The sequence below is a fragment of the Luteipulveratus flavus genome (assembly GCF_029439465.1).
GTDB lineage: Bacteria > Actinomycetota > Actinomycetes > Actinomycetales > Dermatophilaceae > Luteipulveratus > Luteipulveratus flavus.
In genome coordinates, this window is the sequence record NZ_JAROAV010000021.1 from 75,587 (window position 1) to 93,367 (window position 17,781).

General features: G+C 71.8%; 19 protein-coding genes and 2 tRNA genes. 16 read left to right on the top strand and 5 right to left on the bottom strand.

Annotated elements, in window-relative coordinates; all coding sequences use genetic code 11:
- Positions 1–84: 84 nt before the first annotated feature.
- Complete coding sequence (locus P4R38_RS05775; RefSeq protein WP_277191412.1) at positions 85–1,914, top strand: bifunctional metallophosphatase/5'-nucleotidase; 1,830 nt, start codon at positions 85–87, stop codon at positions 1,912–1,914.
- 75 nt (positions 1,915–1,989) lie between these two features.
- On the opposite strand, the gene P4R38_RS05780 is transcribed toward P4R38_RS05775, so the two are convergent.
- Positions 1,990–2,598, bottom strand: coding sequence for an isochorismatase family protein (locus P4R38_RS05780; RefSeq protein WP_277191413.1), 609 nt, complete (start codon positions 2,596–2,598; stop codon positions 1,990–1,992).
- A gap of 66 nt (positions 2,599–2,664) precedes the next feature.
- Between P4R38_RS05780 and P4R38_RS05785 the strand changes: the two genes are divergently transcribed.
- From P4R38_RS05785 to P4R38_RS05800, 4 genes are all read left to right on the top strand, one after another.
- Entirely contained in the window at positions 2,665–3,825 is a 1,161-nt protein-coding gene (locus P4R38_RS05785) for a sensor histidine kinase (protein ID WP_277191414.1), read from the top strand.
- Positions 3,822–4,550, top strand: coding sequence for a response regulator (locus P4R38_RS05790; RefSeq protein WP_275240838.1), 729 nt, complete (start codon positions 3,822–3,824; stop codon positions 4,548–4,550). Before P4R38_RS05785 ends, P4R38_RS05790 begins: the two co-directional genes overlap by 4 nt.
- Before the next feature lie 91 nt (positions 4,551–4,641).
- On the top strand, positions 4,642–5,574 hold the full coding sequence (locus tag P4R38_RS05795; RefSeq protein WP_275240741.1) for an ABC transporter ATP-binding protein: 933 nt from the start codon (positions 4,642–4,644) through the stop codon (positions 5,572–5,574).
- Positions 5,571–6,401 (top strand): hypothetical protein, encoded by an 831-nt coding sequence (locus P4R38_RS05800; protein WP_275240742.1) that lies wholly within the window; start codon positions 5,571–5,573, stop codon positions 6,399–6,401. Before P4R38_RS05795 ends, P4R38_RS05800 begins: the two co-directional genes overlap by 4 nt.
- A gap of 169 nt (positions 6,402–6,570) precedes the next feature.
- Here P4R38_RS05800 and P4R38_RS05805 read toward each other — a convergent pair whose 3' ends face one another.
- Positions 6,571–7,896: a nicotinate phosphoribosyltransferase gene (locus P4R38_RS05805; RefSeq protein WP_277191415.1), complete on the bottom strand. Its 1,326-nt coding sequence runs from the start codon at positions 7,894–7,896 to the stop codon at positions 6,571–6,573.
- 23 nt (positions 7,897–7,919) lie between these two features.
- Between P4R38_RS05805 and clpS the strand changes: the two genes are divergently transcribed.
- The 7 genes from clpS to P4R38_RS05840 all read left to right on the top strand — a co-directional run bounded on the left by clpS (position 7,920) and on the right by P4R38_RS05840 (position 12,297).
- Positions 7,920–8,234, top strand: a complete 315-nt coding sequence (gene clpS / locus P4R38_RS05810; protein WP_275240744.1) for an ATP-dependent Clp protease adapter ClpS — start codon at positions 7,920–7,922, stop codon at positions 8,232–8,234.
- 2 nt (positions 8,235–8,236) lie between these two features.
- Positions 8,237–8,857: a DUF2017 domain-containing protein gene (locus P4R38_RS05815; protein ID WP_275240745.1), complete on the top strand. Its 621-nt coding sequence runs from the start codon at positions 8,237–8,239 to the stop codon at positions 8,855–8,857.
- Between the two features lie 88 nt (positions 8,858–8,945).
- A complete protein-coding gene (gene gltX / locus P4R38_RS05820; RefSeq protein WP_277191416.1) occupies positions 8,946–10,466 on the top strand; it encodes a glutamate--tRNA ligase in 1,521 nt (506 codons plus the stop codon).
- Positions 10,463–11,269: an HAD family hydrolase gene (locus tag P4R38_RS05825; RefSeq protein WP_275240747.1), complete on the top strand. Its 807-nt coding sequence runs from the start codon at positions 10,463–10,465 to the stop codon at positions 11,267–11,269. The genes gltX and P4R38_RS05825 overlap by 4 nt, the downstream gene beginning before the upstream one ends.
- 68 nt (positions 11,270–11,337) lie before the next feature.
- Positions 11,338–11,409: transfer RNA gene (locus P4R38_RS05830), tRNA-Gln, on the top strand.
- Positions 11,410–11,519: 110 nt separating this feature from the next.
- A tRNA-Glu gene (locus P4R38_RS05835) sits at positions 11,520–11,592 on the top strand.
- 78 nt (positions 11,593–11,670) lie between these two features.
- A complete protein-coding gene (locus tag P4R38_RS05840) occupies positions 11,671–12,297 on the top strand; it encodes a histone deacetylase (protein WP_275240748.1) in 627 nt (208 codons plus the stop codon).
- On the opposite strand, the gene P4R38_RS05845 is transcribed toward P4R38_RS05840, so the two are convergent.
- The gene (locus P4R38_RS05845; protein WP_277191417.1) at positions 12,216–12,908 is read right to left on the bottom strand and encodes a MerR family transcriptional regulator; all 693 of its coding nucleotides are present in this window, start codon (positions 12,906–12,908) and stop codon (positions 12,216–12,218) included. The two genes, P4R38_RS05840 and P4R38_RS05845, sit on opposite strands and share 82 nt — an antisense overlap.
- 77 nt (positions 12,909–12,985) lie before the next feature.
- Between P4R38_RS05845 and P4R38_RS05850 the strand changes: the two genes are divergently transcribed.
- A complete protein-coding gene (locus P4R38_RS05850; RefSeq protein WP_277191418.1) occupies positions 12,986–13,528 on the top strand; it encodes a DUF4188 domain-containing protein in 543 nt (180 codons plus the stop codon).
- Here the strand turns inward: P4R38_RS05850 and P4R38_RS05855 are convergent.
- The gene (locus tag P4R38_RS05855; protein ID WP_050670005.1) at positions 13,525–14,271 is read right to left on the bottom strand and encodes an IclR family transcriptional regulator; all 747 of its coding nucleotides are present in this window, start codon (positions 14,269–14,271) and stop codon (positions 13,525–13,527) included. The two genes, P4R38_RS05850 and P4R38_RS05855, sit on opposite strands and share 4 nt — an antisense overlap.
- Before the next feature lie 98 nt (positions 14,272–14,369).
- Here P4R38_RS05855 and leuC point away from each other — a divergent pair, with 98 nt between their 5' ends.
- From leuC to P4R38_RS05870, 3 genes are all read left to right on the top strand, one after another.
- Positions 14,370–15,761, top strand: coding sequence for a 3-isopropylmalate dehydratase large subunit (gene leuC, locus P4R38_RS05860; protein WP_277191419.1), 1,392 nt, complete (start codon positions 14,370–14,372; stop codon positions 15,759–15,761).
- 14 nt (positions 15,762–15,775) lie between these two features.
- On the top strand, positions 15,776–16,378 hold the full coding sequence (leuD, locus tag P4R38_RS05865) for a 3-isopropylmalate dehydratase small subunit (protein ID WP_277191420.1): 603 nt from the start codon (positions 15,776–15,778) through the stop codon (positions 16,376–16,378).
- Between the two features lie 329 nt (positions 16,379–16,707).
- Positions 16,708–17,469 carry an HU family DNA-binding protein gene (locus P4R38_RS05870; protein WP_277191421.1) on the top strand — a complete coding sequence of 254 codons (762 nt, stop codon included), beginning with the start codon at positions 16,708–16,710 and terminating at the stop codon, positions 17,467–17,469.
- Between the two features lie 97 nt (positions 17,470–17,566).
- On the opposite strand, the gene P4R38_RS05875 is transcribed toward P4R38_RS05870, so the two are convergent.
- Positions 17,567–17,779, bottom strand: a complete 213-nt coding sequence (locus P4R38_RS05875) for a hypothetical protein (protein ID WP_275240754.1) — start codon at positions 17,777–17,779, stop codon at positions 17,567–17,569.
- Positions 17,780–17,781 lie beyond the last annotated feature (2 nt).

The following is a 17,781-nucleotide window of genomic DNA, read 5'->3' on the forward strand; positions in this document are numbered from 1 at the left end:
GAAGTTTGGCCGGCTCGGCGGCGGGCGTCGGCGGTCGCGAGTAACGTCCCCTCGGTCCTACCGGACGCCACCCCGAGGAGAACGATGTCGAACCCGAGCAGCTCCCTGTCCCGCCGCAACCTGCTGTCCATGGCCGTCGTCGGCGGCGCCGGCCTGGCGCTGGCCTCGACCACCGAGGCCCGCGCGGCCGCGACCGGTGGTGACGACGTGACGATCACCGTGCTCGGCACGACCGACCTGCACGGCAACGTCTTCAACTGGGACTACTTCAAGAACGCCGAGTACGACGACGCCAAGCACAACGACATCGGCGCGGCCAAGTGCGCGACCCTCATCAAGGCCGTACGGGCCGAGCGCGGCGCCGACACCTGCATCACGCTCGACGCCGGCGACACGATCCAGGGCACCCCGCTGGCCTACTACTACGCCAAGATCGACCCGATCACCCAGGGCTCGACCCACCCGATGGCCGCGGCGATGAACGAGATCGGCTACGACGCCGCCGCGCTGGGCAACCACGAGTTCAACTACGGCATGGACCTGCTGCGCGCGTTCGAGCGCCAGCTGCGCCACCCGCTGCTCGGCGCCAACGCCGTCGACTGGAGCACCAAGGAGCCCGTCTTCCCGCCGTACGTCCTCAGGCGCGTCAAGGTGAAGGGGCAGAAGCCGATCACCGTCGGCATCCTCGGCCTGGTGACCCCGGGCGTCGCGATCTGGGACAAGGCCAACGTCGAGGGCAAGGTCCGCTTCGAGGGCATCGTCGAGCAGGCCAAGGTGTACGTCCCGAAGATGAAGGCCGCCGGCGCGGACGTCGTCGTCGTGTCCTGCCACTCGGGCGCCGACACCTCCTCCTCGTACGGGGACGCGCTGCCGTACCCGGAGAACGCCAGCACCCTGCTGGCGCAGCAGGTCCCGGGCATCGACGCGGTCCTGGTGGGCCACGCGCACAAGGAGATCCCGCAGCGGTTCGTCACCAACGAGCAGACCGGCAAGCAGGTGCTGCTCAGCGAGCCGTACTACTGGGGCATGCGCGTCACCGTCATGGACCTCGGCCTGACCAAGGTCCGCGGCCAGTGGCAGGTCACCAGCTCCTCGGCGACGCTGCTGGACGCGAACACCGCTCCCGAGGACGCCGCGGTCGCCGCGCTCGTCCGTCCCGCGCACCAGAAGGTGCTCACCTACGTCAACGGCGTCATCGGCACGAGCAAGGCCGCGATGTCGGCGGCGACGTCCCGGTACGAGGACACCCCGGCCATGGACTTCATCAACCACGTGCAGGCGGACGCGGTGAAGAAGGCGCTCGCCGGCACGTCCGACGCGAGCACGCCCGTGCTGTCGATCGCCGCGCCGTTCAACAAGGCCGCCGCGATCCCGGCCGGCGACGTCACCGTCCGCGACGTGGCGGGCCTGTACATCTACGACAACACGCTGCTGGCCATCCGGTTCACCGGCGCCCAGGTCCGGGCGTACCTGGAGAAGTCGGCGGAGTACTTCAAGCAGGTCTCCGGCGCCGGTCCGTTCACGCCCGACCAGCTGACCAACGCCGTGACGCCGACCGCGCCGAACGGCACGCCGGACTACAACTACGACATCATGGGCGGCCTCGACGCGGCGCTGACGTACGACATCGACGTGACCGTCCCGGCGGGCAGGCGGATCCGCAACCTCGCCTACGCCGGCGCGCCTGTGACCGACGGCCAGCCGTTCGTGGTCGCGATCAACAACTACCGCCAGTCCGGTGGCGGCGGCTTCCCGGGCGTCACCACCGCGCCGGTGCTCTACAACCGCCAGGTCGAGATCCGTCAGCTGCTGATCGACTGGGTCACCGCGGAGAAGGTCATCGACCCCGCCACGTTCTCCAGCACCGACTGGCGCCTGGTGTCGGGCAGCACCCCGGTGGTCATCAACGGCTGATCCCCACCCGCGACCACCCGATTTCGGTGTGGCTTACCGAGCGCTCTGGCGCTCGGTAAGCCACACCGACGGGGCTCAGGCTCCGACGACCGGCTCCCCGACCAGCTCGACCCCGGCGGCGCGCAGCCGATCGAGCGCGCTCTCGGTGCTCTCGGCGGCGACACCGGCGGTGAGGTCCAGCAGGACCCGGGTGCCGAAGCCCGCCTCCACCGCGTCCAGCGCCGTGGCCCGCACGCAGTGGTCGGTGGCGATGCCGACCACGTCGACGCGCTCGACCCCGCGCTCCTGCAGCCAGTCCGCCAGCGGCTGCTCCTGCTCGGTCGCACCCTCGAACCCGCTGTACGCCGCAGCGAACCGGCCCTTGCGGAAGACCGCCTCGACCTGGTCCAGCGCCGGCTGCACGGCCGGGTGGAAGTCCGCCCCGGCCGTACCGATCTTGCAGTGCACCGGCCAGGTGTCGACGAAGTCCGGGCTGCTGGACCAGTGCTCGCCCGGGTCCTCGTGCCAGTCGGCGGTCGCGACGACGTGCTCGTAGGAGTCGCCCTCGGCCTCGACGAACGCAGCGATGTCGGCGGCCACCTCGGCGCCGCCGGCGACGGCGAGGGACCCGCCCTCGCAGAAGTCGTTCTGCACGTCGACGAGGACGAGCGCGCGGCGGGTCGGGGCGACGGGGTCGGTGCTCATGGATCGAGCGTAGATCTCAACGCTGGTATGACCCGGGCGAGACCGTCGGTTCCTACAGTGACGGGCATGAGCGAGCGTTCCTGGTGGGAGTCCGTCCCCGCCGCCGTGGCGGTCGCGGGCCTCATCACCGTCGGAGTGCTCGGCTCCGCCCCGCACATCCCCGCCGGGCCCGGTCACCGTGAGATCGACGCGCTCGCGGTAGGGCTCGGCCTCGTCGGCGCCTGGGCGCTGCTGCTGCGCTGGGTTCAGCCGTACCTCATGGTGGCGATCTCCGGGCTCGCCGTCGCGACGTACGCGTACCTGAACTACCCGGGCGGGCCGGAGTACCTGCCCGGCCCGCTCGCGGTGATGACTTTCGGGTTCGTCCGGTCGCGGCGCCAGCTGTACGCCGTCGCCGTCGCGTACCTGGCCGCGATGTCGGTCGCGACGCTCGCGGCGGGTGACGGGAGCGACTACTCGGCGTTCCTGGGCTTCCTCGGCTGGACCGGCGCCGCCGTGCTCGTCGCGGAGGTGCTGCGCGCTCGTCGGGAGCGGGCGGCGGCCCACCGTGAGACCCAGCGCCGCCAGCAGCAGCAGACCCTGGTCGAGCAGCAGCTCGGGCTGGCCAGGGACCTGCACGACAGCGTCGCGCACGCCCTCACCGCCATCAACGTGCAGGCCGCCATCGCCGAGCGCACCGTCCACCGCGACCCGGAGGCCGCTGCCGGGGCGGCCGCCGCGATCCGCGAGACCAGCCGCAGCGCGCTGACCGACCTGACCCAGATCGTGAAGTCGCTGCGCTCCACCGACGACACGCCGACCAGCCCGGACCGCGGGCTCGAGGACGTGGAGACGCTCGTCGAGCAGGCCCGCCGGGGCGGCCTGCAGGTCGAGCTGCAGCGCCTCGGCGGGGAGGGCCGCGACAGGCCCGGCGGAGACAGCAGCGACCGCGAGGTTGGCGTCCCGGCCGCGCTCGCGGCGTACCGGCTGGTCCAGGAGGCGCTCACCAACGCGACCCGGTACGCACCCGGCTCGCGGGTCCAGGTCGTCATCGACCGCAGGCAGGGACTGACCGTCATCGTGCGCGACGACGGCGGCGACCCGCACCGGGCCGACGAGCGCGTGCAGGGATCCGGTCACGGCCTGCTCGGCATGCGCGAACGCGTCCTCGCCTCTGGTGGCACGCTGGAGCACGGACCTCGTGAGCGAACAGGATTCGAGGTGGCCGGCCGATGGGCGAATCCATGACCCCCGAGCAACCCGACCGCCCCGGCACGCCCGCCGAACGGACCGGGCCGATCCGCGTCGTCGTCGCGGACGACCAGACGCTCGTACGCCGCGGGTTCGCCACGCTGATCGGCCTGGAGGCCGACATCGAGGTGGTCGCCGAGGCGACCGACGGCGCCGAGGCGGTCCGGGCGGCCCGCGACCTGCGCCCGGATGTGATCCTGATGGACATCCGGATGCCCGGCCTGGACGGGCTCGAGGCCACGCGGCAGATCACCGGCGACCCTGCGCTCGCCGACGTCCGGGTGCTCGTGCTGACGACGTTCGACCTGGACGAGTACGTCTTCGAGGCGCTCCGGCTCGGCGCCAGCGGCTTCCTGGTCAAGCACACCGACCCGGACGAGCTGGTCCGCGCGGTCCGCGTCGTCGCCGCGGGCGAGGCGCTGCTCTCACCCGGCGTGACCCGGCGGCTGATCCACCAGTTCGCCCAGGGTCCGGCGGCGCCGCCCGGTCGTACCGCAGCCGCGACCTCGGACATCGCCCGGCACCTCACCGAGCGCGAGCGGGAGGTCGTCGGGCTGGTGGCGCAGGGGCTGTCCAACGAGGAGATCGCTGAGCAGTGGTTCGTCAGCCAGGCCACCGTGCGCACCCACGTGAGCCGCGCAATGACCAAGCTGTACGCCCGCGACCGCGCTCAGCTGGTGGTCCTGGCCTACCAGCACGGCCTCGCGACCCCGCCCGCCTGAGGTCCGGGTGCGCGGGCTCAACGCCTGACGTACGCCGAACGTCGACACCTGCACGACGCGGGTGACCACCGCTCGCCGGAACAGTCGAGGCATGAGCACCTCAACCCTTCCCGACGCGGTCGCGGTGACCGGCCTGACCAAGAGGTACGGCCGCCGCACCGTCGTCGACGACGTCTCCGTGCGGATCCCGAGCGGGTCCGTCACCGGTCTGATCGGCCCGAACGGCGCCGGCAAGACCACTGTCATGTCCATGCTGCTCGGCCTGGTCCGGCCGACGTCCGGCGAGGGCCAGGTGCTCGGTCATGACCTGGCCCGGCCCAAGGCGTACGTGGGCCGGGTCGGCGCCCTCATCGAGGGTCCGGCGTTCCACCCGTCCATGAGCGGCCGGGCCAACCTGCGCAACCTCGTCCGGCTCGGGCGCCATGACCCCGAGCAGATCGCACCCCTGCTGCACCTGGTCGGCCTCGCCGACCGCGGCGACGACCTGTACGGCGCGTACTCGCTCGGGATGAAGCAGCGCCTCGGCATCGCCGCCGCGCTGCTCGGCGACCCCGACCTGGTGATCCTCGACGAGCCCACCAACGGCGTCGACCCGCAGGGGATGCGCGACATCCGTCACCTGGTCCGGCGCATCGCCGAGGGCGGCCGGACCGTCCTGGTGTCCTCGCACCTGCTAGCCGAGCTGGAGCACGTGTGCGACCACCTGGTCGTGATCGACCGCGGGGGCCTGCGCTACCAGGGGCCGATGGACGAGCTCCCGACCGGCCGGCGCGAGGTCATCCGGGTCGCCGCCGACGGCGCGGCCACGGACCTGCACGACCTGCTCGTCCGCGACGGGCTCGAGGCCACGGCTCGCGGCACGGTCACCGAGGTCGAGATCGGCGAGGCGGACCCCGTACGGCTCGCCGCTCGCATCAACAGCACCGCCCACGCAGCCGGCATCACCCTGACCGAGCTGCACCACCAGCGTCAGACGCTCGAGGACCGCGTCCTCGAGCTCGTCGGGAACGGAAGTGCGTCATGACCACCGCCACTCGTCCTGCCGAGACGACCGGCACCGATCGGCGTCTGCGCGGGGGAGCGTTCCTCGCGGAGTGGACCCGCCTCGGCCAGCGCCGCGTCTGGCTGCCCGCGATCGCCACCACCGTCCTGTACGCCGCCGTCGTCACCTTCGCGCTGATCGCCACCGCGCAGGACCGTGGTCCGGGCGTCACGATCAGTGCGCTGTCGCAGTCGGGCGGCGGCACGCTCGCACCCTCCTCGGCGGCGCGCTTCGCCTCCGTCCTGCTGCTCGCGGTGTTCGTCGGGCTGTCGGCCGGCGCGTTCTCCAAGGGCACCTGGCGCGCGGCGCTGCTGCACCATCCGGGCCGGTTCGGTCTGGCCGTCGGGACGTTCCTCGCCCGTATCGCGGGTCTGGCGGTGATCGTCGCCCTGCTGTTCGTGGTCGGGTGGGCCACCGCGGCCGTCGTCGGACCGAGCCAGGGCGTCGACACCTCGGCGTGGACCGACGCCGCATCCTGGCAGAGCGCGGCCGAGGACTTCCTGCGCGTGCTCGGCTTCGGCGTCGGCTGGGCGCTGCTCGGCACGGCCGTCGGCATGGCGACCCGGTCGGTACCGGTCGGCCTCGCGGTCGCGGTCCTGTGGGCCGGTCCGATCGAGAACGTCCTGGGTGACTCGTTCGCCTTCGGGCAACGCTGGTTCCCCGGCCTGCTGCTGCGGTACGTCGTCGCCCCGGACTCGCTCGGCATCAGCCTCAGCAACGCCGAGCTCTACGGCACCCTCGCCGCGTACGGGGTCGTGCTGCTGGGCGTGATCGCGTTCCTGGTCGGTCGCCGCGACGTCACCAGCTGACCACCGGCCACCCGCCTGGACCACCCTTTCGGCCGGGTGCGCGTGTCCTGCCGGATTCCGCTGTGAATTCGCGCAGGACACGCGCACCCGGTCCGGAGAGGTCGCGAGGGAAAGAGGTCGTGAGCGTGGGCGCGGGACGGGGTGAGCGGGGCCGGGTGGGTACGGGCGGTCAGGGCTGGTCGTCGACGTACGTGGTCGGGATCACCGGCTCGCCGCGCGACAGCTGCAGCGCCGGGCGTGGCAGCTCGGCGCGGGACCGGGCGTGCCGGTCGCGCGCCGCGTCCAGCGAGGTGGCCCCGACGACGCGGCCCCGCTCGACCAGCGGGACGAGCAGCTCACGGTCGTTCCCGTCGTTCTCGGGGCGCTCGCCGATGCCGATGACCTCCTCCTGCGCGATGCCGTTGTCGCCGATGCGCCGCAGCGCGTACTTGCGCCCGGCGACGGAGAGCTTGTCCTTGCTGGCCTTGGCGACGCCGACCATGGCGCCCGCATCGTCCGCACGCGCCACCAGCTTGTAGACCATGCTCGCCGTCGGCGCACCCGACCCGGTCACCAGCTGGGTGCCCACGCCGTACGCGTCGACCGGGCCGGCCTGGAGAGCCGCGATGGCGAACTCGTCCAGGTCGCTCGTGACGACGATGCGGGTGCCGGTCGCGCCGAGGCGGTCCAGCTGCTCGCGCACCTCGCGGGCCTGCACCAGCAGGTCTCCGGAGTCCAGCCGGACGCCGCCGAGCTGCGGACCGGCCACCTCCACGGCGATCTCGACGGCCGTGGTCACGTCGTAGGTGTCGACCAGCAGGGTCGTCCCGACCCCGAGCGAGTCGACCTGGGCCTGGAACGCCTCCCGCTCGTCGTCGTGCAGCAGCGTGAACGAGTGCGCGGCCGTGCCGGCCGTGGGGACGCCGTACCGACGGCCCGCCTCCAGGTTCGAGGTCGTGGTGAACCCCGCGATGTACGCCGCGCGCGCCGCCGCGACGGCGGCCATATCGTGCGTCCGCCGCGAACCCATCTCGATGCACGGGCGGTCACCGGCCGCGCCGGTCATCCGGGACGCGGCCCCGGCGATGGCGGTGTCGTGGTTGAAGATCGACAGGGCGAGGGTCTCCAGGATCACGCCCTCGGCGAAGGTCGACTCCACGACCAGCACCGGCGACCCGGGGAAGTAGGTCTCGCCCTCGGCGTAGCCCCAGATGTCGCCGGTGAAGCGGTAGTCCGCGAGCCAGGAGAGCGTGGCCTCGTCGACGACCTCGCGCTGCCGCAGGTCCTCCAGCTCGGCGTCGCCGAAACGGAAGTCGGCGAGAGCGTCCAGGAAGCGACCGGTGCCCGCCACCACGCCGTACCGTCGGCCTTCCGGCAGCCGGCGCGCGAACAGCTCGAACACGCTGGTCCGGTGCGCCGCTCCGCTGCGCAGGGCTGCCTGGAGCATGGTCAGCTCGTAGTGGTCGGTCAGCAGCGCCGTCGACGGGCGCGACATGGTCGTGGTTTCAGCGCTCACAGCGGTCACCCTATGGTTGAGGCGTGTCCGTAGCCCCACCCGAGCAGGCGACGCCCGACGTCGAGACGGACGTCCGACCGCAGGAGCAGGTCGTCGAGCGCCTCGACCGCCCGTGGGTCACCATCGTGTGGAACGACCCGGTCAACCTCATGTCGTACGTGTCGTGGGTGTTCCAGAGCTACTTCGGCTACGGGCAGGACAAGGCCGAGGAGCTCATGCTCGCGGTGCACCGCGAGGGCCGTGCCGTGGTGTCGAAGGGGACCCGCGAGAAGATGGAGACCGACACCGAGGCGATGCACGGCTTCAGCCTCTGGGCGACGTTCCAGAAGGACGACTGAGGATGGCGACGGCTTTCCGGCGCAAGGGTTCTCGTGTCGTCGGGCGGATGGACGTGCACGAACGCGAGCTCGTCGTCAGTCTGCTGCAGCAGACCCGCGAGCTCCTCGGCGGGGACGACCACGCCGGTACCGGCGACCCGTTGCAGGACCTGCTCGGGTCGTTGGGCGCCGAGCCGCTGGACCCCGAGGAGGTGGCCGGCCGCGACCCGGCGCTGCAGCGCCTGCTGCCCCCGGCGAGCCGGGACGACGAGCGGATGGCGGCCGACTTCCGGGCCATGACCGAGGGTCACCTGCGGCAGCAGAAGACCGCGACGCTGGCCACCGCGATCGTGGCTCTCGGCGGCGACCCGGGCGCAGCGCCGGGGGCCGACCTGGAGGACCGCCGCGGCGACACCGTCGAGCTCGACCTGGGCCAGGCGCAGTCACTGATGCGGGCACTCACCGACGTGCGCCTCGTGCTCGCCGAGCGGCTCGAGCTGCGGACCGACGAGGACAGCGAGCAGCTGCACGCGATGCTCGAGGACGCCGAGGACATCGAGGACCCCCGGATGCTGCTGGCGGCGTACTACGACTTCCTGACCTGGCTGCAGGAGTCGGTGACGCTGGCGATCATGCGCCGCTGAGCGCGTCCCGCCCGCCCAGGAGCCTTGGCGGGGGAGGGGCGCCACGGGCCGAGGGCGGTGCGCGGGCGGCACTAGGATCGGGCCCATCATGAGCACCGAAGACTCCCGCCCCGTCCGCCTCCGCGTCGCCCCGTCGCCGACCGGCGACCCGCACGTCGGAACCGCCTACATGTCGATGTTCGACCTCGCGTTCGCGCGCCAGCAGGGCGGCCAGTTCGTCCTGCGGATCGAGGACACCGACCAGGCCCGGTTCCGGGAGGACAGCGAGCAGCAGATCTACGACACGCTCGCGTGGCTCGGCCTCACCCACGACGAGGGCCCCGACGTCGGCGGCCCGTACGCGCCGTACCGCCAGTCCGAGCGGCTCGAGACGTACAAGCCGTACGCCGACCGGCTGCTGGCCGAGGGCAAGGCCTACCACTGCTGGTGCTCCAGCGAGCGGCTCAAGGAGATGCGCGAGAAGCAGCAGGCGCTCAAGCAGCCCACCGGGTACGACCGGCTGTGCCACGGCAAGACCAAGGAGGAGCGTGCGAGCCTGCCGGGCTTCACCGACCAGCCCGTGGTCCGCATGTTCATCCCCGACGACGTCGACCTCACCTTCACCGACCTCATCCGCGGCCTGGTCAGCGCGCCGCGTCCGGACGACCAGGTGATCGTCAAGGCGGACGGGTTCCCCACGTACCACCTGGCCGTCGTCGTCGACGACCACGAGATGGGCATCACGCACGTGGTCCGCGGCGAGGAGTGGATCTCCAGCACCCCCAAGCACGTGCTGCTCTACGACTGGCTCGGCCTGGCGAAGCCGCACTTCGCCCACATGCCGCTGCTGCGGGACGAGAAGAAGGCGAAGATCTCCAAGCGCAAGAGCCCGTGGGCGCGGCTGACGTGGTTCCGGGAGCAGGGCTACCTGCCGGAGGCGCTGCTGAACTTCCTCGCGCTGCTGGGCTACCCGCCGATCATCGAGCCGGACGGCACGGAGCGGGAGATCTTCACCTTCGCGGAGTTCACCGAGCGCTTCGACTGGGCCAAGGTCAACACCGTCGGCCCGATCTTCAACCTCGAGAAGCTGAACTGGCTCAACGGTCACTACATCCGCGAGCTCGAGGTGGGCGACCTCGCCGGCCGGCTGCTGCCGTTCCTGTACGCCGACGGCGTGCTGCCGCAGCAGCCGAGCCTGCCGCAGCTGGGCCGGCTGCAGGAGATCACCGGGCTGATCCAGACCCGGATGAGCCTTCTCACCGAGGCCACGGCGTTGGTACGGCCGTTCTACGTCGAGGACGACCAGCTGGAGATCGCCGACGACGCGCGCGCCCAGCTCAAGGACGGCGCCAAGGAGGTGCTCGACGCGGCCATCACCGCCCTCGAGCCCATCTCGGGCAGCATCGGCAAGCCGGACGGCACGGGCGTGGAGTGGACCCACGACCGGATCGAGACCGCGCTGCGCGAGGCGATCGTGGACGGGCTGGGCATCAAGCCCCGCCTGGCGTTCGGCCCGCTACGGACCGCCGTCTCGGGCCAGAAGGTCTCGCCGCCGCTGTTCGAGTCGATGCAGATCCTCGGCAAGGCCTCCGTGCTCGCCCGGCTGGAGCGGCTGCGCGACTCGCTGTGAGCCGCGCGTACGACGCCGTCCTCCTCGATGTCGACGACACCCTGCTCGACACCAGCAGGGCGATGATCGCCGCGGGCGCCGTCGCCCTGCGCGAGCTGTGGCCCGGGCGCGACGACGGCTGGTACCAGGCGGCGTCCGAGCGCTTCCGGGTCGACCCGGGCGGTCACTTCCGCCGGTACACCGAGGGTGAGCTGGACTTCGAGGAGATGCGAGCAGCCCGGCTGCGGGAGGTCGCGGCCGCGTACGGGCTCGGCTACCCGGACGCGGGCCACGACCGCTTCGAGGCCGCATTCCGTCCGGCGTTCCGTGCTGCCCAGCGGGTGTACGACGACGTACGCCCGTTCCTGGCGCGGTGCGCCGCCGCGGAGGTCGCGGTCGGCGCGGTGACCAACTCCTCCGCCGCGGCGACTGCGGACAAGCTGGACGCCGTCGGGCTGGCCGAGGACTTCGCGGTCGTCGTGACGCGGGACACGCTCGGGTTCGGCAAGCCGGACGCCCGGGTGTTCGCGCACGCGTGCGGCAGCCTGTCGGTCCCGCCGGAGCGGACCGTGTTCGTCGGCGACGAGCTCGCCGCGGACGTGCGCGGGGCGGCGGACGCCGGGCTGCGGGCGTGCTGGCTGCGGCGCCCGGCTGCGGTCGTCTCGGCGCACGCGCCGGACCTCACGCAGGCGTCCTCGACGGCGCCCGAGGGCACCCTGATCGTCAGCGATCTCAACGCGATTCCGGGTACCGGAGACCCGTTCCGGAGCGGCTCGGCGGACGGTGCCGAGAGCCGATTTGGGACCGGGGGAACGGGCCGGTAAGGTTATCCCTCGGTTCACCGGAACGGCGGTGCGACGGCGACGTCGTCCGTGATCACGGTGATACCCCTTGGGGTATGGTGTAATTGGCAGCACGACTGATTCTGGTTCAGTTAGTCTAGGTTCGAGTCCTGGTACCCCAGCGCTGATCGTCAGAGTGATCCTCACTCCGACGATTCGGAGAAAATCACCGCTCACGGTATGGTTTTCCTCCGCTGCTGGTGAGGTTCTTCCGAGCCAGGGAGCATGCCGCGGCCCCGTTGTGTAGCGGCCTAGCACGCCGCCCTCTCAAGGCGGTAGCGCGGGTTCGAATCCCGTCGGGGCTACGTTGAGACGAACGGCCTCTGACCTTCACCGGTCAGGGGCCGTTCGTCGTTCCCGGGCCTGGCCGCGAGACTGGTGGCGTGACCACCCACGTCTGGTACGCCGCGTACGGCTCGAACCTGTCCGAGCAGCGTTTCGCGCACTACCTCTGCGGCGGCCGTCCTCTCGGGGCGAACCGGATCTACCCCGGCGCACGCGACCGAAGGCCGGCGTCGGACTCCCGGCCAGTGAGGCTCAGGGGCGGCATCTTCTTCGGCTGGGAGTCCCCGACCTGGGGCGGGGGAGTGGCGTTCCTGGACCCGAGAGGACCCGGCGAGGCGCTCGCACGCGCGTACCGGATCACCCGGGAGCAGCTGTCCGACCTGCACTCCCAGGAGATGCACCGTGAGCCGGGCGACGACCTCGCCTGGGAGCTGCTGCACCGGGACGGACAGCTCGTTCTCGGCGACGGCCGGTACGAGACCGTGATGCTGGCCGGTCGGGTCGCCGACGAACCGCTGGTCACCTTCACCTGCCCGGACGGCCCGGGCCGGCCGGACGTCAACGCTCCGTCGGCGACGTACCTCCAGCTGGTGGCGCGCGGGCTGGGCGAGACCCACCGGCTGGCCGAGCCGGAGATCGTCGACTACCTCGCCGGCTGCCCGGGGGTCTCGGGGCGCTGGTCCGGCGACGAGCTCACAGCGGCGGTCGCCGCCGGTCTCGGCTGAGGCCCGCCCTTCCCGACCGACCCTGCGCTGCGGTTCTGGTGCGCGAGGCGACGCAGCGTCTGCAGGACCGGGTCGACCATCACCGTGCCGACGACGACGTAGCGCAACGCCTCGCCACGGTCGACCGGCACGGAGGCGATGTCGGCGTCGGCCACCCGGTCCATCGCGTCCGCGTACTGGCCCAGTCGTTCCCAGGTCACGTCGATCCCGGCCGAGCGTGCGGCCTGGACCTGGTTCGTCAGCCGCGCGACCAGCGTCTCGTCGGGCGCGATGTGCCAGCCGCGCTCGTGGATCCACGACCAGGTCCGCTCGGTGAGCTCGGGGTCACTGACCGGTGCGGTGTCGCCGGTGAGCGCCCGAGCGGCCACGCCGAGCAGCTCGTGCCGCTCCGGCGGCGGGTCGTCGACGGCGGCGAGCACCGACCGGGTGGCCGCCATGCTGAGACCGCCGGTGTCCATCAGCGCCCGGATCAGGCGGACCCGCTCCACGTGCGACTCGTCGTAGCGCGCCTGGGTGCGGCTGAGCGACTCCCCGGGGTGCAGCACGCCCTCGCGCAGGTAGAACTTCAGGGTCGCGACCGGCGCGCCGGTCGCGGCGGACAGCTCGGACATGCGCATAGGGCCTCCTGTTGACTTGGAGAGTACTACTCCCCAATATGGGAACAGGAACTATCCAAGGGAGCGGAACCATGGTCGAACGCCTCACGCACTCCCATGACGGCGAGTTGGCGGTGCTCCTCATCGGGATGACCGTCAACCGGCCGTGGCGACCGGGCCAGTGGCTCCCGGTCGCGCGAGCGATGCCGCGGATGATCACCGAGCTGTACGCGAACAAGGCCGCCGCCGAGCGGGGCGAGCAGGAGTGGCTGGGCTTCCTCGGCGCTCGCTCCCTCGTCGGCGGACGTGGCCCGACCGTTGTGCAGTACTGGCGCAGCGCCGAGGACATCTACCGGTACGCCGGCGACGTCGGGCGGGAGCACCGGCCCGCGTGGAAGGCGTTCTACGAGCGCGCTCGTCGCCACCCCGACGCGGTCGGCGTCTGGCACGAGACGTACGCCGTCCCCGCGGGCGGTCACGAGTCCATCTACTTCGGGACACCGCCGATGGGGCTCGGCGCCGTCACGGGCCTCGTGCCGGTACGCCGACGCGGTGAGACGGCGCGCGAGCGCATCTCCTCGCGGGTGCGGCCCGAGGCCGAGGTCGGGCGCGGCTCCGAGGCCCGCCGGCGCTAGGCCGACTCGCCTCGCTGCGCCTGCTGCGCCGCCGCGCGGGCGAGCACCTCGGTCAGCTTGTTGGCGCCGGCGATCACCGTCGCCGCGTGCAGCCGGCCGGGCTGACGGGAGACGCGCTCGATCGGTCCGGAGATCGACACGGCCGCGATGACCTTTCCCGAGGGGCTGCGTACGGGTGCGGAGACCGAGGCGACACCCTGCTCGCGCTCGCCGACGCTCTGCGCCCAGCCGCGCCGGCGGACGGCCGACAGCATCGTGGCGGTGAACTTCGCCCCCTGCAGCCCCTTGTGCAGCCGCTCGGGCTCCTCCCAGGCGAGCAGGATCTGGGCGGCCGAGCCGGCGTGCATCGACAGGGTCGCCCCGACGGGGATCGAGTCGCGCAGGCCGACCGGCCGGTCGGCGGCCGCGACGCAGATGCGCTGGTCGCCCTGGCGACGGAACAGCTGAGCACTCTCGTTCGTGTGGTCGCGCAGCGCACCGAGTACGGGACCGGCGGCCGCGAGCAGCCGGTCCTCACCGGCGGCCGACGCCAGCTCGACCAGGCGCGGGCCCAGCACGAACCGGCCCTGGGTGTCGCGAGCCACCAGCCGGTGGTGCTCGAGAGCGACCGCCAGGCGGTGGGCCGTGGGCCGGGCCAGGCCGGTGGACGACACGAGCTGAGCGAGGGTCGAGGGGCCGGCCTCCAGAGCAGAGAGCACGACCGCCGCCTTGTCGAGAACGCCGACGCCACTAGACTTGTCCATGTCTTGATACTGCCGTCTCAGTGCGCGAGACGCAAGTTCATCGCCCACAACGGCGGCGGAGGATGACGGGAGTCACACCGGGAGAAGGAGCAGCAGCGATGCCACGGACGCTGGCCGAGAAGGTCTGGGACGAGCACGTCGTGCGGCGTGCGGACGGAGAGCCGGACCTGCTCTACATCGACCTCCACCTGCTGCACGAGGTGACCAGCCCGCAGGCGTTCGACGGTCTGCGTCTCGCGGGCCGTGGTGTCCGCCGGCCCGACCAGACGGTGGCGACCGAGGACCACAACGTCCCCACCACGCCCGGCCCGATCAGCGACCCGGTGAGCCGAACCCAGGTCGAGACGCTGCGCAAGAACTGCGCCGACTTCGGCGTCCGGCTCTTCCCGATGGGCGACGCCGAGCAGGGGATCGTGCACATCATCGGCCCGCAGCTCGGGCTCACCCAGCCCGGCACGACGATCGTCTGCGGCGACAGCCACACCTCGACGCACGGCGCGTTCGGGGCACTCGCCCTCGGCATCGGCACCAGCGAGGTCGAGCACGTGCTCGCCACGCAGACCCTGCCGCTCACGCCGTTCCGCACCATGGCGATCACGGTCGACGGCGACCTCCCGGAGGGCGTGACCGCCAAGGACATCATCCTCGCCGTCATCGCCGAGATCGGGACGGGCGGCGGCCAGGGGTACGTCCTGGAGTACCGGGGGAGCGCCATCGAGCAGCTGTCGATGGAAGCCCGGATGACCGTGTGCAACATGTCGATCGAGGCCGGTGCGCGCGCCGGCATGATCGCCCCGGACGACACGACGTTCGCCTACCTCGAGGGCCGTCCGCACGCGCCCGCCGGCGCCGACTGGGACGCCGCGGTCGCCGCCTGGCGCGAGCTGCGCACCGACGACGGAGCGACCTTCGACCGTGAGGTGCGCATCGACGCGAGCACGCTGTCGCCGTACGTCACGTGGGGCACCAACCCCGGTCAGGGCCTGCCGCTGTCGGCGTCGGTCCCCGACCCCGAGTCCTTCGGCGACGAGACCGACAAGGCGGCCGCCGAGCGCGCCCTCACCTACATGGGGCTGGAGGCGGGTACCCCGCTTCGCCGGATCGCGGTCGACACCGTGTTCCTCGGCTCGTGCACCAACGGCCGGATCGAGGACCTGCGCGCGGCCGCCGCCGTCATCGAGGGTCATCGGGTCGCCGACGGCGTCCGGATGCTCGTCGTCCCCGGGTCCGCGCGCGTCCGCCTGCAGGCCGAGGCGGAGGGGCTGGACGCGGTGTTCACCGAGGCGGGTGCCGAGTGGCGGCTGGCGGGTTGCTCGATGTGCCTGGGCATGAACCCCGACCAGCTGACTCCCGGTGAGCGCAGCGCGTCGACATCCAACCGCAACTTCGAGGGCCGCCAGGGCAAGGGCGGGCGCACCCATCTGGTCAGCCCGCTCGTGGCGGCCGCCACCGCGGTCCGCGGCACCCTGTCCAGCCCAGCGGACCTGTGAAAGGACCATGAGCCATGGAGAAGTTCACGACTCACACCGGCATCGGCGTCCCGCTGCGGCGCAGCAACGTCGACACCGACCAGATCATCCCGGCCGTCTACCTCAAGCGGGTGACCCGGACCGGCTTCGAGGACGGCCTCTTCTCGGCCTGGCGCGGCGACGAGTCGTTCGTCCTGAACGACGCCACCTACTCCCGTGGCTCGGTGCTCGTCGCGGGTCCCGACTTCGGCACCGGCTCCTCCCGCGAGCACGCCGTCTGGGCACTCATGGACTACGGCTTCCGGGTCGTCATCTCCTCGCGGTTCGCCGACATCTTCCGGGGCAACGCCGGCAAGGCCGGCCTGCTGACCGCACAGGTACGTCAGGACGACGTCGAGCTGCTCTGGAAGCTCCTGGAGAACCACCCCGGCCTCGACGTACGGGTCGACCTGGAGGACCGGACGATCACGGCCGGCGAGCTGGTCGTCCCGTTCGAGGTCGACGACTACACCCGCTGGCGGCTGCTGGAGGGCCTGGACGACATCAGCCTCACCCTCCGACACGACGGCGAGATCGCCGAGTTCGAGCAGGGGCGGCCGAGCTGGAAACCGTCGGTCCAGGAGGCCGCCCGGCGGTGAGCCGCGTACGCCCGCGGCAGCCGTACGGCCCCTGAGCGATCGCCGACGAAGAAGCCCGGATCCTGTTGTCCGTCAACTGGATCCGGGCTTCTTTGCGTGCGCGCGCCCGCGAGGTACCTACGGGTACGTGACCGTTTCGGGGCCGCCTTCCTGCCTCCGACGCGTGTTCTCGGCGACCGCCCAAAGCCGTTACGACACAAGGCATTCGAGGAAGCAGATGGTGGACGCGCGCGACAGGGAGGCATAACGTCATGTCAAGTCGGGTGTCCGCTCGGCCGTCAACCAGCTGTCCGGCGCAGGCCGGCGAGGATCCCTGAAGGGGCACCACCGTGAACAAGGCAGAGCTCATCTCGAGCCTTGAGGGCCGGCTGGGTAGCAAGAAGGCTGCCAGCGACGCACTCGAGGCCGTTCTGGACGTGATCATCCGCGAGGTGGCGAAGGGCAACAAGGTCGGCATCACCGGCTTCGGCACCTTCGAGAAGATCGCCCGGGCCGCCCGCACCGGACGCAACCCGCGTACGGGCGAGTCGGTGCGCATCCGGCGCACCTCCATCCCGAAGTTCCGACCGGGCACGGCGTTCAAGATCGTGGTCGCCGACCCCAAGTCGCTGCCGAGGACCGGGAACGCGGGTGGCCGTGCCGCGGCCGCTGCGCCGGTGGCGACCAAGAGCGCGGCGAAGAAGACCACCGCAAGGAAGGCGACGGGCACCAAGACGGCGGCGAAGAAGACCACCGCCAAGAAGGCCACCCCCACCCGGGCGACGGCCAAGAGGGCCCCGGCAGCGACCACGGCCGCAGCCAAGAAGACGACCGCGAAGAAGGCGCCGGCGAAGAAGACCGCGACGACCCGGACGGCGGCGAAGAAGTCGACGGGGACGGCCGCGGCCAAGAAGACCACCGCCGCCAAGAAGACGACGGCCACGAAGGCGCCCGCCACCAAGGCGGCGGCGAAGAAGAGCACCGCCAGGACGTCGACGGCCAAGAAGGCGCCGGCGAAGAAGACCACGGCGGCCCGCAGCACGGCGAAGAAGACCACCGCCAAGAAGACGACGGCCAAGAAGGCGCCCGCCAAGCGCACCGCCCGCCGCTGACCGCGGACGGCCCGGCCGCCGACGACCTGCGTACGGCGGCCGGGCCGGCGCCTTGTCGGGCGGTGCTCGGGAGTCGTGGAGCGGCGCTCGGCTGTCGTCAGCGGATGCGCTGGCCCGGTCCGACCCCGGTGATCCAGAGGCGGGTGACCCCCTGCGCGCCGACCTCGACGCTGACGCGCTGACCGGGTCGCAGCAGCCGTAGCCCGCTGGCCAGGAACGCCGCGCGCGAGAACTCCAGGGCGCGGCCGTTGTCCATCAGGACCGAGCCGGAGCAGTCCTCGGCGTCGAAGGTGTGCACTGTCGCCTGCATCG

What these genes read in the sequence shown, in the direction of transcription:
- P4R38_RS05775 (WP_277191412.1), top strand. Translation starts at nt 85, where the DNA reads ATGTCGAACCCGAGCAGCTCCCTGTCCCGCCGCAACCTGCTGTCCATG.
- P4R38_RS05780 (WP_277191413.1), bottom strand. Translation starts at nt 2,598, where the DNA reads ATGAGCACCGACCCCGTCGCCCCGACCCGCCGCGCGCTCGTCCTCGTC.
- P4R38_RS05785 (WP_277191414.1), top strand. Translation starts at nt 2,665, where the DNA reads ATGAGCGAGCGTTCCTGGTGGGAGTCCGTCCCCGCCGCCGTGGCGGTC.
- P4R38_RS05790 (WP_275240838.1), top strand. Translation starts at nt 3,822, where the DNA reads ATGACCCCCGAGCAACCCGACCGCCCCGGCACGCCCGCCGAACGGACC.
- P4R38_RS05795 (WP_275240741.1), top strand. Translation starts at nt 4,642, where the DNA reads ATGAGCACCTCAACCCTTCCCGACGCGGTCGCGGTGACCGGCCTGACC.
- P4R38_RS05800 (WP_275240742.1), top strand. Translation starts at nt 5,571, where the DNA reads ATGACCACCGCCACTCGTCCTGCCGAGACGACCGGCACCGATCGGCGT.
- P4R38_RS05815 (WP_275240745.1), top strand. Translation starts at nt 8,237, where the DNA reads ATGGCGACGGCTTTCCGGCGCAAGGGTTCTCGTGTCGTCGGGCGGATG.
- gltX (WP_277191416.1), top strand. Translation starts at nt 8,946, where the DNA reads ATGAGCACCGAAGACTCCCGCCCCGTCCGCCTCCGCGTCGCCCCGTCG.
- P4R38_RS05845 (WP_277191417.1), bottom strand. Translation starts at nt 12,908, where the DNA reads ATGTCCGAGCTGTCCGCCGCGACCGGCGCGCCGGTCGCGACCCTGAAG.
- P4R38_RS05850 (WP_277191418.1), top strand. Translation starts at nt 12,986, where the DNA reads ATGGTCGAACGCCTCACGCACTCCCATGACGGCGAGTTGGCGGTGCTC.
- P4R38_RS05855 (WP_050670005.1), bottom strand. Translation starts at nt 14,271, where the DNA reads ATGGACAAGTCTAGTGGCGTCGGCGTTCTCGACAAGGCGGCGGTCGTG.
- leuC (WP_277191419.1), top strand. Translation starts at nt 14,370, where the DNA reads ATGCCACGGACGCTGGCCGAGAAGGTCTGGGACGAGCACGTCGTGCGG.
- leuD (WP_277191420.1), top strand. Translation starts at nt 15,776, where the DNA reads ATGGAGAAGTTCACGACTCACACCGGCATCGGCGTCCCGCTGCGGCGC.
- P4R38_RS05875 (WP_275240754.1), bottom strand. Translation starts at nt 17,779, where the DNA reads ATGCAGGCGACAGTGCACACCTTCGACGCCGAGGACTGCTCCGGCTCG.